Below are 13,006 nucleotides of genomic sequence, written 5' to 3' on the forward strand. Positions count from 1 at the left end.
CCTGATCGTTGGTTCCCAAGAGTAGTGAAGCAACGACCCGCAAAATATCCGACCCGAAAATGAAAATGCCAGTCAGCTTAACTGACTGGCATTAGGGTAAAGCCTTGTTTTCGTGGGATGCCACCTGCCAGCAGGTTGCTCTGTTCCTCCTCCACGCTTACGAGGCACCAGTCGCCCAGTACCTCGCCATAGCCCGTCAACCACATTGACGCCAGGCAAGCGTTTGTTCACCACATCCTGTACCGCCTGCAGCTCGGTCAGTGTGCCGAAAGCGCGGATACCCTGAATCTCGTCCGCCTTGATCGCGAAACGCTGCGGCAGGTGAACGGTGTTGAAAGGGATCAGGGTGCGCTTGCTACCGCCAACCACCAGGCCAGAAGTGCCACGCTCCCCAGCAGGCACCAGAGCGAGCGTATCGCCGTCCTTTTCAATCTGCACGGTGAGGGTCGCAACGCCCTCCTCCTGGAAAAGACCGAGAGCAGCCAGGCGGCCGGGCACGTATTCCTGATCGTTGATGGCAGCGGTCAGAGCAGCAACGCCGAATGCATCGTCTTGAAAAATGGCAATCTCAGCCATGAGGTACTCCAGAAAGTAAGAGCCCCGCTCAGGGCGGGGTGTGGAATAGAAAAACTGCAGGTCAGCGCAGGATGATGAAGTGCGCTGCCAGAGCCTGCTCGGCATCGGCGTCAACGCCAGTCAGCAAGGCCTCGCTGACCTCCGCCAGCCGCACAACAGCTCGACCACGGCGAACCGTGTCGGACTCGCCGAGAGCGGCATACAGAATGCAAACGGCCTTCTCGCTGCCGTCCTCGGCTTCGGGGTCATACGCCGTGAATTGGCTGGTTGCGGTAACCAAACCGAGCAGCTGGCCCGCAATCAAGCCCGGCCCGGGGGCTACGTCGATGGCTTCGCGGGAAATCTTGCCCGGACCTTCGGAAAGCAGGAACTCACCGGCGTGAACCGGTTCCTGAAGGATGGTGCTCATGGTCGTGCTCCTTTATTGGCGGCCTGCCGACGGGCAGCCCAGATACTGGATGGATTGGGGAGTTGCGCCTTGACCTTCTCCGGCTCGTCGTCAGCCGGTGGTAGGCTGTTGTCGATCTCGATTCCCTTTCCTGAGCCAACAACCTTTTCAAACAACCGCGCCCGCACCGCATCGGGCTCCAGTCCAGCCGTCACAAATTCAGCGGTCAGCTCCGGCAGGCGAGCGGGAACACACAAGCCATGAACGTCCTTGGCACGCTTCAGTGCAGCTTGCACCGTGGCCGGGCTGGTCAGCTTGGTCGACGCAATTAGTGACTCCACCAGATTGCCGATTCCTGCTTTCGCGCATGCCTGGGTGATCATCAAGGCCAGCGCTGTGGCGTCAGCAGGGTCTGGAGCCGGAGGTTCGGAAGGCGTTGCTGGGCCATCTACCGGCGGCTGCGAGTTACTTGCCAACTGGTCCAGCAGCGCCTTTGGGGTCTTCCGATACCGCGCCATGGCAGTGCCTTGGCCTAGACAGGCCCGAACCTGCAGGCCATTTCCGACTTCATCCGCTAACCCCAGCTCAAGCGCCTCTTGAGCAGTGAGCCACGTTTCGTCGTTGACCATGCGGCGCAACTCGGCTTCATCAATGCCGGGCGCCTTCGCCTTGTAGGCCGCAATGATCACCTCGAAAGCCTGATCGAGCACATCGGCTACTCGACGCAGCTCTTCCGCATTACCACCAGCCCAGGTGTAGGGGTTATGGATCATCAGGATGGCGTTCGACGCCATCACTACCCGGTGAGCGCCACATAGAGCCAAGCTCGGCAGCAAGGTCAGAATGTTGGAGGGCGACATGTGGATCAGCGCCCCAATCCAGTTCAGGGCGATCTGCGTTTTCATGAGCTGCGAGGCGACCATGGTGATGACGCGCTTGCAGGGGTGCGCAGGTGATAGGCAGCGCATGGGTTCTCGGGCGTACGGTGTTCGCGCCGTGCGGTATTTGCCGGGCTCGGCTGCACCGGTATCACGCGGAATCCGCATGTACTCGTCAGACCATTCATCCACCCACAACTCGGGGTCGGGCTTGAGCCCACGGCCATACGCTTCGCGGTACACCTTCGCACCGTCCGCGTATCCGGTGGGCATAGGCTCAGCTCTGTGTCATGGCTTGTTCAAGATCGGCGCCGCTCATCTTCGCCGCATCTTCAAAGACTTGGCGAAATGCGCCCGTAAGGTGCTTTTCGATTTCCCAGGAATCGCTCATACCCGACAGCTCGGCAGCGAGCTGTGGCGCAAGACCAAACACAAGGTCTCGAAGGGTGCGGCCAGCGGCGAAGGCTGCATCCTCCACAAACCTGCGCTCTACCAGGTTGCCTTGAACTTTGTTGAACTCAGCCTCGGCAAGTTGGGCCAGGTAGTATTCGCGATGCGCCCTCGCCTTCTGAAAGTCCGGGCCTGTGCCGGCCGCAGGGGCCACAGGCTGCAGCGCATGGACCTGGGCAACTGGATCAAGCTGGCTGCGGACATCCCGCTCGACTCGGTTTTGTTCGTGTCGAGCGGCAACCGCAGCCTTGCTGGGATCAGCGGTTTCTCTAATGAGAGATTCCGTGGCGACTACATCTACCTGCTTTCCGTCTGGAGCCATCACGAGACGGTTGTGGTCCTTCAACCACGTTACGTAGCTGGGAGATTTACCTATACGAGCGGCGAATGCGCTCTTGGAAAGATATTTGGTATGAACCATTTTTTAACCGCGCGGCTAGAGGGGGCGTGAATACCGCCCCACCCTGTAGGGTCAAGCGGGTTACTTCGCGAACTTGGTCTCCATAAGGTTGACCAGGGTGAGGACACTCACTTCTACCAAAGGCAGCACCTCGAAAGGGGTGTTCACTTCTGCATTAGGATCATTCAGATCGGCCAGTACGAGAGCGCACTTACCTGGTTCTCGATCCAAGGTAGTAACAAGCAGCCGATGATGGGTTTTCTTACAATCGATAACGAACCCAGCTGAACCAGGTGCCGTCAAGGGGCCGCCAGAAAGCACAGCCCCGTCATGCAGCTCTTGGAATACTTTGATGGCTTGCAAGGAAATGCTCTGGACGTGGGCGTAGTCGGTCATTTGAATCTCACAGTCAAAAATAGAACTGGCATGAAACCATACCCACCACTCGTCGGAAAGCTATAACTGGTGCAGAAATTTCAATCCGCCATTTCAACTTTTACCCACTGAAATTTCAGTAAGCTGCCGAAGCACTCGCTAACAAAGCGGAGCGGGTTTCCTGTCCCGTACCCCGGCCATGTCGCCAGGGTCCCCCCCCTCCGCTGGGGCTACCGGTTGGCTCACTGCCCCGGCTCGCCAGCCTGGGGCGGCGCCTGCTCGAGCCCTAGGCGCTTCGCTGCCCAACGCATGTAGAGGTTGATAGCAACATCGGCGCCGGCCATCGCAGCCAAGCAACCAACGGCCGCCGCTGCCCATACCGAAACGCCGAGGGCGTACAGCAGCATATTGGTCGAAAGCCCGCAGGTCACACAGGCACCAGAGCGCAACGCCAACCGACGGATCAGCCCCCAGCCGCGAGCGCCCGCCATGTCCGCCCGCCACATCTCTCCCGAAACACCGCCGACCAAGGACAGCACGATCACCATCCAGATCGGCAGTTCGGCTAACGTTTGTTGCTCGCTGTTCATGTAAGCCTCATTGGCAAAACACGGTGCCGGAAATAGAAAACCCCGCCGGGTGGCAGGGTTCTCGATGCTCCGACAGGTCGGAGCAGGTTGCACAGCACAGTGCTTGTGGAGGAAGCGCCTAAGCGCACTTTTCATATCGTGACGCCTTTGTACATGCCACCGGAAAAACCGAAAAGAGCCTATTTACGGTTCTCCGCTTCGGCGCATCTTCGGCGCACACTCGGCGCATACTGACCCGACGAACGGTCTGCTGCCTCACTCGCCCAGCGCGAGCGGCCAGGATGGCAAATACCTGCAGGTGCAGGGCCTTTACCCAGTTCCGGTAGGTGCGATCAGCATCCTCAGCCAGCCCGACTTCGCGCATTTGTATCCGCACCGTTGTGCCGAAGAGGTATCGATGGTGAGCCAGCTTGGCCAACGTGGCCCCCCGCGCATCGCGCCGCTCCAGCTGGGCCACTGCCGCGTCAACTTCAGCCGCAGCGTGGTCGAGACCTGCACCCGAGACCAAGATGCGCGAACCTGACGAGCCGCCGCGTGGCGCTGAGCCCTTCCATTCCATGATGGTGCCCATCTGGCTACCCAAGCTGGCCTCCAGCCCAAGCTGAGAACGCTGGTCCCCCCAATGCTTCATCAGATCGCCAATCAGACGCAGGCGCTCGGCCTGGTCGATGAGCGCAGCCATATCCATGCGATGCAGTGCGAGGTCCATCTGCTGCTGTAGGCGCAAAACTTGATCATTCCTCATCGCCAGCCTCCCGATCACTACCCAACACGCATTTAGTCAAACCCAACACAAACCCAACACACTCGAAAGCCAATGAATTCAATGGATTAAGCGAATATGAGTTGAGTGTGTTGGGTGTGTTGGGTTTATCGAGGCTCGCATAGGGATTTTTCTCACCTTCGGAATAACTGTTAAAAAAAGCGCGCCTGCGCGCGCGCGTGCGCAAACCCAACACACCCAACACACATGCCATCCACACCTCGGAATTAGGGGCTCTAACCTGTGTTGGCTTACCTAAACCAACCCAACACAAACCCAACACACCCGACACACTTGCCGACGTAATCATGCAGCGAGCCTCTTGATGTGATCCCAGCCGTCCACATTCCACCCAGCCAGCTTTGCCCGGGCACGCCATTCGACGACGTTCTTGCCCAGCTCGGCCGCTACTGCGGATGGGGGCAGGGAAGGATCGCCGTCACTGGGGAAGAAAAACGCCGCGAACCGTCGGTTGCTGCCGTCTGACCAGGGGATGGCCCGGGTCTTCTCCACCTTCGCACTGAACATCAACGAGAACTTGGTGTGGCTCATGGAGTTCTCCTTGTTGTGGGAACACCATTCCAAGAACATCGCGTAGACGTCCGAGGTCAGGCAGCAGCCCCACAGGCCGTGCCCCAGCTCGCCGGCTCGCCAGAGGTAGAAGAAGGTCTGCCAGGCCGTGCGACTCAGCTCGACTAAACGCTGGCGGGCCTCGGTCTCTGGTGGGCGTGTGCGCTGGGTGAACTCACCCAGCTCGACGTCTAACAACCAGCCATACAGCGCCTCGACGCCACCGCTGGCCAACTCACGGGCAATCGCTTTCTGCCGCTCGGGCGGCAACGTCTCCAGCGGCCACATCACCAACATTCGCCGGTCGCTCTCGCTGATCGGCCAAGGCATGATCTCGTTGCTCAAGAAGACCGAGTTCATGTGGTTGGCTTCTTCCCAGCCGTTGATGAACTTCGACTCCATGCGCACCGTCTTGCCGGTGATCATGTGCTTGATCTTGCCCACCTGGTTGTAGCGCTGGTCGCGACTGACAACCTCTTCGAACACCGCCCACAGCTTCCCGCTCTGCCAGGCGTTGAAGTTGCCTTCGAGCTGGGTTTGACCGACCGTTGCGCCGTACCGGCCGTATAGCTCGCCCATGATGTCCGCGAACAGCAAGCTCTTGCCGGAACCTTCCATCGTGGAGTGGAACAACACGGCGGTATCCATCTTTGCGCCCATGTGCTGCAGCGGGTACGGAGATTGCATCCTACTAGATCAGTGCCAGCCGTACGCGCGGGACATCTGTCTGCATCCAACCCTTAAACCCAGCCGAGTACGCCTTGGCTATCTTGCGCCGATGGCCGCTTATGATCGGCGGCTATCGCCCCCCAAGTCGGCTGGATCAGAACGTCGGAAATGCCCCAATCCATTACGTGATAGCGACCGATTTCGACCCATAAATTCCATTTACAAATGAAAAACGTCGACCAAAAGCGACCATCTAGCTCATACGAAGTGGCAATTTGCCCTCATTTAGGATAAAAATGCAAGACAGTTTTTGAGCGCGAAAAACACCTCGCTTGTTACAACTAGACATTCTGATGCTGGGAGAAGATTTTTGGACATAAGAAATATAGTAGTTGATACCAATTTCCTAGTGAAAGATTACAATCTCAACTCGCATGACACTACTAAACTTATAAAGATCAAAGACTATTACAAGCTAAAGCTGATACTGCCCGATATTGTATACGATGAATGCCTCAGTAATTATAAGAAACACTCAAACGAAGCTCATGCCGCTATCGTCGCCAATATAGAAAAATACAAAAAAATTCTAGTAAACATAAAAAAAACGGAGTTTGACCACGACGAACTCATGACTGGGCTTGCTGATCTTTCAAAATACTACAAACCAAAGTTAGATGGTTTTATAAAAAATAACCAAATCGAAAAAATCTCCTACCCGAGCATATGCCACAGAACTGTTGTAAAAAAAATGTATGACGGCACGCCACCCTTTAGGCCAGACAAAACCGAAGTAGGATACAAAGATTTTCTTATAATTGAATCCATAAGAGAACACCTAGACCCACAAGATATCACAGTGGTTTTATCAAAAAACGTCAAGGACTTTTGTGGTCCCAGTAGCCTCAGTGGCAAAAGAGAGCTTATTCCTGTAAGTGAAAGCTTAGACATGAAGTCTGTCTATGTTATAGAGACAATCGATGCACTGTCGTCGATCTTATCACAGAACATGAAGCTAACTAGTGGCGATTCGCCTTGGAATTATGTGGAAATTGAAAACTTCCTTATAACATCTATTGGTAGCGGTTTTTATAATTCTGAGATTTATGGTAGCTTTTTCATAACTCCAACCAGCACAAAAGATATAATAATCAGCATCAAAGAGCTCGACACCCAACAGGCGGATATTGAAGGTGGGTATTTAGAGATCATAGGCCTTGCACAAATCCAGATGAATTGTAGCTTTGATATTAATTCATTCATGTTCAACACGAGCGACACTGAGTTTGTATTTCACGATGCCGTGGTAGCCGCCATGAAGAGCCTGAACTACACTGATGAAGATTTCTGGGAAATCAAATTTCACGACTTTAACTTCTGTCGAAACTTCGAGTTCTCTATTACCGACTATGACTATCAAGCGGGGAAAAAACTCGAAGAAAGCTTCTTAACTCTTGAGCGACTTGAGAGCTAGCCTGCCGCAGCCGAAAGATTGCTAGCGATTCTGAAGCGTTGGTCAGGCGGAGATATCCGCTCTGGCCATTAACTGCCCGCCGCTAAAGGCAGCTAAAGGTAGAAAGCGGCCCCTCCTGCCAGTCGGATCGACCCAGAGCGGTGTTACGCTTAGGGGCAGATGCAACCTTCTCTTCAAGACGAGTACAAGGGATGGTCAAATCTGCGGATACCCCAACCAGCTACTCAACCCGGGCGCCTAGAGTGACTGGGGCTTGGATGATCCGCTCCAACCAACCCCACTCCATGTATCGATCGCCACGCCCTCTAAGATGTGTGTAACGCCGCAGCGGGTTCCAGTCCCGATGACCGGAAACGCTCGAGACGCGCGGGATATCCCAATCCATTTCGAACAACCTGCTCACACCTTCGTGGCGCAGATCGTGAAAATGCAGGTCCTCCACGCCAACCATCTTGCACGCCCTGGACCAGGCCGTGCCGATCGAGTCGGTGTTGTAAGGGAAGATCTCAGCGCACTGACGCGGCATGCTGTGCACAATGGCCCACGCCTCCTCCGGCAGATGGCACCACACGTCGTTGCCGATCTTCTGACCTGGGTTCTTCATGTCCCGCACCTTCACCGCTTGGCGGTGCTCATCCAGATCTTCCCACAAGATGCGCGCAATCTCGTCCATACGGCGCGTGGAGAAGATGGCAAACGCCACGACCTTGGGCATGTGAATGACTGTCGGACGCCGTGCAAGCATCTCGAAAAAGTGCTCAAGCACCTTGTCGAGCTCTTCAAGCGTTGGCCGGCGATCCCGCTCCCGGCTTTTCATGTTGTAGCCGAGGCGCTTCAGGACAAGGCGTGCATCGGGCATAGCCTGGGGGTTGATCTCGTACTCCCACGCTGCCCTGGCCAGCGACAACACTGAACCGAGGTGAGCCAGATCATTGCCGGCTGTCTGCGGCTTGATGCCACCGCCTTCAAGGCTCATACGCCATAGGGCATAGTCCACCAACACCTGCTGAGAGATGTCCGAGTCGACCACTTCGCCGAGGTAACTGTTCTTGATAGCCAAGAGGGTCTGCCGCTTTGTCTTACCCAGTGGCCGGGCTTTCTCGGCTTCTACCAGATAGCGATCGATCATGTCCTTGACTGCGTGCCCACCACTGTTGGCGCGTTCGATCGCGCCTGGCTCTGCCAACTCGGTCTCCCGTCGCTTCGCCCAGGCTTGAGCAGCCTGCTTGCGGGCGAATGTCTGGGACTCTTGGTAGACTAGGACACCCTTTTTCTTGAGGCGGATCTGGACGGTATAGCTAACCGTTCCATCGGCCTTTTTCCTTGCTCTAATCGTTGCCATGATTTCCGGCGGTACAAGCGTGGCTGGCGGTGGTAGACCGGCCCCTGTCGCACCAAAAACGCCCAGAAACCCCGAAAAATGGTACAAAATGCGTAGACCAGAATGCCCCTAGAATCAGCAGCAAAGCCACAAACCACGCGCCCTGATCCGTCACGTCGCTTCAGCGTTGCACCCATGATGGACTGGACAGACCGCCACTGCCGGTTCTTCCTGCGCCTTCTCTCCAAGCAGACCCTGCTCTACACCGAAATGGTCACCACCGGTGCCCTGCTGCACAACGACGCCCACCGTTTCCTGCGCCACGATGCCTCCGAGCACCCGTTGGCGCTGCAACTGGGCGGCAGCGTGCCTGCCGACCTGGCGGCCTGCGCACGCCTGGCCGAGGACGCAGGCTACGACGAGGTCAACCTCAATGTCGGCTGCCCGAGTGACCGAGTGCAGAACAATATGATCGGCGCCTGCCTGATGGCGCACCCGGCGCTGGTGGCCGATTGCGTGAAGGCCATGCGTGACGCGGTGTCGACTCCGGTGACGGTCAAGCACCGCATCGGCATCAATGGCCGTGACAGCTATGCCGAACTGTGCGACTTCGTCGGGCAGGTGCGCGAGGCAGGCTGCCGCAGTTTTACCGTGCATGCGCGCATCGCCATTCTGGAAGGGCTTTCGCCGAAGGAAAACCGCGAGATCCCGCCACTGCGCTATGACGTGGCGGCGCAGTTGAAGGCAGACTTCCCGGACCTGGAAATCGTGCTCAACGGCGGGATCAAGACCCTGGACGAGTGCCAGGCGCACCTTGAAACGTTTGACGGCGTGATGCTGGGGCGTGAGGCGTATCACAACCCTTACCTGCTGGCCGAGGTGGACCAGCAGCTGTTTGGCAGCGATGCACCGGTGGTCAGCCGTAGTGAAGCGCTGGCACAACTGCGGCCTTATATTGTTGCGCATATGCAAAGCGGTGGCGCCATGCACCACGTTACCCGGCACATTCTGGGGCTGGCCCAAGGTTTCAAGGGTGCGCGGCGGTTCCGCCAGTTGCTGTCGGCAGATATTCACAAGGCGGCGCAGCCGTTGGCGGTGTTTGACCAGGCGGTGGAGTTGTTGCAAGGGCGGTGATCCAGGTGGACTGGTTACAATGATTGCCCCCCCGCAAGATATCGTCCAGGTCAGGTATGTGGAGATTCTGTGGGAGCCGCGCTTGCCGGCGATGGGCTGCGAAGCGGCCCCAGGATTTCAAGGTTGTTGCATAAATTGCCGGGGCCGCTTCGCGGCCCATCGCCGGCAAGCGCGGCTCCCACAGAGACCGCGCCAGCTTCAAGCAATTGAGCAAGGCAGGTGATCCCAAGCCGAAAGGGTGCGGCATCCACAACCGCCCATGCATGCAGTTGCGGAACCTCATGACCACTGGCGACTCGAATCTTCACCTTCGCACCGCCCTTCGTGGGCGGGCCCGCGCCTACAGGCCCTTGAGCGGCCGTCGGGGCTCGGGTAATGTCGAGTAAATGCACAGGACAGAGCACGCCCATGACCTCCAAGCTGGAACAACTCAAGCAGTTCACCACCGTGGTCGCCGACACCGGGGACCTGGACGCCATCACCCGCCTGAAACCGGTGGATGCCACCACCAACCCGTCGCTGCTGCTGAAGGCCGCCGCCATCCCGGGCTACGCCGACTTGCTCAAGCAGGTGAAGGCTGATGCCAAGGGCAATGTCGATCTGGCCTGCGACAAGTTCGCAGTGGCAGTGGGGTCGGGCATCCTCAAGGTCATTCCGGGGCGTATCTCCACCGAGGTGGATGCACGGCTGTCGTTCGATGAGCCGGCCCTGCTGGCCAAGGCACGCAAGCTGATCGAACTGTACGAAGCGGCCGGCGTTGGCCGCGACCGTGTGCTGATCAAGCTGGCCTCTACCTGGGAAGGTATCCGTGCGGCCGAAAAGCTGGAGAAAGAAGGCATTCAGACCAACCTCACCCTGCTGTTCTCTTTCGCCCAGGCCCAGGCCTGTGCCGATGCCGGGGTGTTCCTGATTTCGCCGTTCGTGGGCCGCATCTACGACTGGTACAAGAAGAGCACCGGCCAGGAATACGTTGGCGCCGAGGACCCGGGTGTGCAGTCGGTCACGCGCATTTACAACTACTACAAGGCCAATGGTTACAACACCGTGGTCATGGGCGCCAGCTTCCGCAATATCGGCCAGATTGAACAGTTGGCCGGTTGCGACCGCCTCACCATCAGCCCCGAACTGCTACAGCAACTGAGCGATGACCAAGGTGAATTGCCGCGGGTGCTGAAGCCGGGCAATGCTGGCGAGGCCAAGCAGCAGCTGAGTGAAAGCCAGTTCCGCTGGGCGATGAACGAAGATGCCATGGGTACCGAGAAGCTGGCCGAAGGCATCCGCCAGTTTGCGCGGGACCAGGAAAAGCTGGAGAAGGTGATGGCTGAAAAGGCCTGATACATTTCAGGTTTGCCGGACGGGCGGGAAGTGTTCAGCATTTTCCGCCCGTTTTTTGTCTGGCTCCCTGCAAGTGCCAGGCTTTAGCAGTTTTTTGAATTCAGTGGCCCTATCGCTGGCAAGCCAGCTCCCACCGGTACTGCACAGCTCTTGAGAAGGGCGCTGTACCTGTGGGAGCTGGCTTGCCGGCGATGGGGCCAGTTAGCCCTCAGAGCTGTCGATGACCTCCTCCGCACCCCTACCCCTAGTACTCACCGGCCCGGTACTGCGCCGCCTGGAACCCCAGCGCCTGGCCGTCTGGCTGGTCGCTACCCAACCGCTGCAACCTGAATTCACCTGCCCGGCCAGCCAGGCTCAGGTCGATTGCCAGGTTATCCCGGTCGGCAAGCACGCCTTCATCCACCTGCTTGATATCCACTTCACCAATCCCCTGCCCTGCAACCAGCTGCTCGACTACGACCTGATCATCAACGGTGAAGGCATCGCCGGCTGGGCGCCTCACTTGCTCTACCCCGGCACCCAACGCCCAAGCCTGGTATTGCGCGACCGCCTTGACCATTTGCTGCACGGCTCCTGCCGCAAGCCGCACCACCCCGCCGCCGATGGCCTGTTGTGCGCCGACCGCCTTCTGCTGGCCTGCGAGCGACCTGAACAGCGCCCGGCCGTGCTATTGATGACCGGCGACCAGGTGTACGCCGACGATGTCGCCGGCCCCATGCTGCGTGCAATTCATGGCCTGATCGCACACCTGGGCCTGTTCGACGAGCAACTGGAAGGCGCTGTAGTGCCCGACAGCCAGGCGCTGTACCAGCACCAGGCCAGCTACTACCACCGCGCCGACCTGCTGCCGGCGCAGGAACACAATGAAACCCTGCGCGAGCGCTTTTTTGGTGGCAAGCGCAAGCCGATTTTCTCTTCCAGCAACGCCGACAACCATCTTGTGACCTTCGCCGAGGTGATGGCCATGTACCTGCTGGTCTGGTCGCCAGTGCCTTGGCAGCTAGTGGACATGGACATGCCCAGCGGCCTCACCGACCAGCGCCAGGCCCGTTACCAGCAGGAATTGCCACTGATCCAGGCGTTTGCCGACAACCTCGGGCAGGTGGCGCGGGTGATGGCCCACCTGCCTTGCCTGATGATCTTCGACGACCACGACATCACCGACGACTGGAACCTCTCGGCACAGTGGGAACAAACCACCTACGGCCATCCGTTCTCTCGACGGATCATTGGCAATGCCTTGCTCGGCTACCTGCTGTGCCAGGCCTGGGGTAACGATCCTGACGGCTGTGCGCCACTAATCGGCCAATGCCAGATATCGAACAGCCAGAACCAGGATGAACTGATAGGCGAACTGCTGCGTTTTCAAGGCTGGCAGTTCAACTTGCCCACCAACCCGCCCTTGCTGGTGCTGGACACCCGCACGCGCCGCTGGCGCAGTGAAAACAGCCTCGCCAAGCCGTCCGGCCTGCTCGACTGGGAGGCACTCAGCGAGTTGCAGCAAGCACTGCTTGACCACCCTTCGGCGGTTATCGTGTCACCCGCTCCGATCTTTGGCGTGAAGCTGATCGAAACAGTGCAGAAAGTGTTCAGCTGGCTGGGCTACCCGCTGCTGGTGGATGCCGAGAACTGGATGGCCCACCGGGGTGCGGCGCAGGTCATACTCAACATCTTCCGCCACTCGCGCACACCGGGGCACTACGTGGTGCTGTCCGGGGATGTGCATTATTCGTTCGTCTATGAAGTGCTGATCCGCCACGGCCAGCGCAGCCCGCACTTGTGGCAGGTGACCAGCAGCGGCATCAAGAACGAGTTTCCGCGGCGGTTGCTGGATGTGCTCGACCGCCTCAACCGCTGGCTGTATGCGCCACGCTCACCGCTGAACTGGTTTACCAAGCGCCGGGAGATGGAGGTAGTGCCGCGTACGCCCAGCCACAGCAAGGCTGGGGAGCGTTTGTGGAATGGCGCAGGGTTGGGCCAGGTGTTCTTTGATGAACAAGGGCGGCCGGCGCGGGTGTACCAGCTGGATGCCGGCGGTGCTGAAGCGACCGAATTCGTTGGCAGGCAGTAGCCGGGCAACTGG

General features: G+C 58.2%; 11 protein-coding genes and 3 pseudogenes. 4 read left to right on the forward strand and 10 right to left on the reverse strand.

Features of this window, described 5'->3' with window-relative positions; genetic code table 11:
* Nucleotides 1–77: 77 nt before the first annotated feature.
* The 9 genes and pseudogenes from ACIQUI_RS16595 to ACIQUI_RS16635 form a co-directional block, all read right to left on the reverse strand.
* A pseudogene (locus ACIQUI_RS16595) lies at nt 78–197 on the reverse strand (phage tail protein); the annotation flags it as partial.
* Nucleotides 198–216: 19 nt separating this feature from the next.
* Nucleotides 217–576: pseudogene (locus tag ACIQUI_RS16600) on the reverse strand (major capsid protein); the annotation flags it as partial.
* A 61-nt stretch (nt 577–637) separates the two neighbouring features.
* Complete coding sequence (locus ACIQUI_RS16605; RefSeq protein ID WP_403200479.1) at nt 638–985, reverse strand: head decoration protein; 348 nt, start codon at nt 983–985, stop codon at nt 638–640.
* On the reverse strand, nt 982–2,115 hold the full coding sequence (locus ACIQUI_RS16610) for a phage terminase large subunit family protein (protein WP_403200481.1): 1,134 nt from the start codon (nt 2,113–2,115) through the stop codon (nt 982–984). The genes ACIQUI_RS16605 and ACIQUI_RS16610 overlap by 4 nt, the downstream gene beginning before the upstream one ends.
* A 4-nt stretch (nt 2,116–2,119) precedes the next feature.
* On the reverse strand, nt 2,120–2,713 hold the full coding sequence (locus ACIQUI_RS16615; protein WP_403200483.1) for a terminase small subunit: 594 nt from the start codon (nt 2,711–2,713) through the stop codon (nt 2,120–2,122).
* 60 nt (nt 2,714–2,773) lie between these two features.
* Nucleotides 2,774–3,088, reverse strand: coding sequence for a hypothetical protein (locus ACIQUI_RS16620; protein WP_403200485.1), 315 nt, complete (start codon nt 3,086–3,088; stop codon nt 2,774–2,776).
* A 221-nt stretch (nt 3,089–3,309) separates the two neighbouring features.
* Complete coding sequence (locus ACIQUI_RS16625) at nt 3,310–3,657, reverse strand: phage holin family protein (RefSeq protein WP_125854740.1); 348 nt, start codon at nt 3,655–3,657, stop codon at nt 3,310–3,312.
* A 118-nt stretch (nt 3,658–3,775) separates the two neighbouring features.
* A complete protein-coding gene (locus ACIQUI_RS16630) occupies nt 3,776–4,366 on the reverse strand; it encodes a hypothetical protein (RefSeq protein ID WP_403200488.1) in 591 nt (196 codons plus the stop codon).
* A gap of 360 nt (nt 4,367–4,726) precedes the next feature.
* Nucleotides 4,727–5,665: pseudogene (locus tag ACIQUI_RS16635) on the reverse strand (primase-helicase family protein); the annotation flags it as partial.
* A 304-nt stretch (nt 5,666–5,969) separates the two neighbouring features.
* On the opposite strand from ACIQUI_RS16635, the gene ACIQUI_RS16640 reads away from it, so the two are divergent.
* On the forward strand, nt 5,970–7,133 hold the full coding sequence (locus ACIQUI_RS16640) for a PIN domain-containing protein (protein WP_403200490.1): 1,164 nt from the start codon (nt 5,970–5,972) through the stop codon (nt 7,131–7,133).
* A 220-nt stretch (nt 7,134–7,353) separates the two neighbouring features.
* Here the strand turns inward: ACIQUI_RS16640 and ACIQUI_RS16645 are convergent, their stop codons facing one another.
* Complete coding sequence (locus ACIQUI_RS16645; RefSeq protein ID WP_403200493.1) at nt 7,354–8,475, reverse strand: tyrosine-type recombinase/integrase; 1,122 nt, start codon at nt 8,473–8,475, stop codon at nt 7,354–7,356.
* A 102-nt stretch (nt 8,476–8,577) separates the two neighbouring features.
* Here ACIQUI_RS16645 and dusA point away from each other — a divergent pair, with 102 nt between their 5' ends.
* The 3 genes from dusA to ACIQUI_RS16660 all read left to right on the forward strand — a co-directional run bounded on the left by dusA (nt 8,578) and on the right by ACIQUI_RS16660 (nt 12,994).
* Nucleotides 8,578–9,588 carry a tRNA dihydrouridine(20/20a) synthase DusA gene (gene dusA / locus ACIQUI_RS16650; RefSeq protein ID WP_403200495.1) on the forward strand — a complete coding sequence of 337 codons (1,011 nt, stop codon included), beginning with the start codon at nt 8,578–8,580 and terminating at the stop codon, nt 9,586–9,588.
* A 408-nt stretch (nt 9,589–9,996) separates the two neighbouring features.
* On the forward strand, nt 9,997–10,923 hold the full coding sequence (gene tal, locus ACIQUI_RS16655; protein ID WP_391132523.1) for a transaldolase: 927 nt from the start codon (nt 9,997–9,999) through the stop codon (nt 10,921–10,923).
* A gap of 220 nt (nt 10,924–11,143) precedes the next feature.
* Nucleotides 11,144–12,994 (forward strand): alkaline phosphatase D family protein, encoded by a 1,851-nt coding sequence (locus ACIQUI_RS16660; protein ID WP_403200498.1) that lies wholly within the window; start codon nt 11,144–11,146, stop codon nt 12,992–12,994.
* Nucleotides 12,995–13,006: the final 12 nt, after the last annotated feature.

The sequence above is a fragment of the Pseudomonas sp. NPDC090592 genome (assembly GCF_044769185.1).
Lineage (GTDB): Bacteria > Pseudomonadota > Gammaproteobacteria > Pseudomonadales > Pseudomonadaceae > Aquipseudomonas.

Bases quoted from the DNA above. Each gene is read 5' to 3' on its own strand.
- ACIQUI_RS16605 (WP_403200479.1), bottom strand. From the start codon at position 985: ATGAGCACCATCCTTCAGGAACCGGTTCACGCCGGTGAGTTCCTGCTT.
- ACIQUI_RS16610 (WP_403200481.1), bottom strand. From the start codon at position 2,115: ATGCCCACCGGATACGCGGACGGTGCGAAGGTGTACCGCGAAGCGTAT.
- ACIQUI_RS16615 (WP_403200483.1), bottom strand. From the start codon at position 2,713: ATGGTTCATACCAAATATCTTTCCAAGAGCGCATTCGCCGCTCGTATA.
- ACIQUI_RS16620 (WP_403200485.1), bottom strand. From the start codon at position 3,088: ATGACCGACTACGCCCACGTCCAGAGCATTTCCTTGCAAGCCATCAAA.
- ACIQUI_RS16625 (WP_125854740.1), bottom strand. From the start codon at position 3,657: ATGAACAGCGAGCAACAAACGTTAGCCGAACTGCCGATCTGGATGGTG.
- ACIQUI_RS16630 (WP_403200488.1), bottom strand. From the start codon at position 4,366: ATGGACCTCGCACTGCATCGCATGGATATGGCTGCGCTCATCGACCAG.
- ACIQUI_RS16645 (WP_403200493.1), bottom strand. From the start codon at position 8,475: ATGGCAACGATTAGAGCAAGGAAAAAGGCCGATGGAACGGTTAGCTAT.
- dusA (WP_403200495.1), top strand. From the start codon at position 8,578: ATGCCCCTAGAATCAGCAGCAAAGCCACAAACCACGCGCCCTGATCCG.
- tal (WP_391132523.1), top strand. From the start codon at position 9,997: ATGACCTCCAAGCTGGAACAACTCAAGCAGTTCACCACCGTGGTCGCC.
- ACIQUI_RS16660 (WP_403200498.1), top strand. From the start codon at position 11,144: ATGACCTCCTCCGCACCCCTACCCCTAGTACTCACCGGCCCGGTACTG.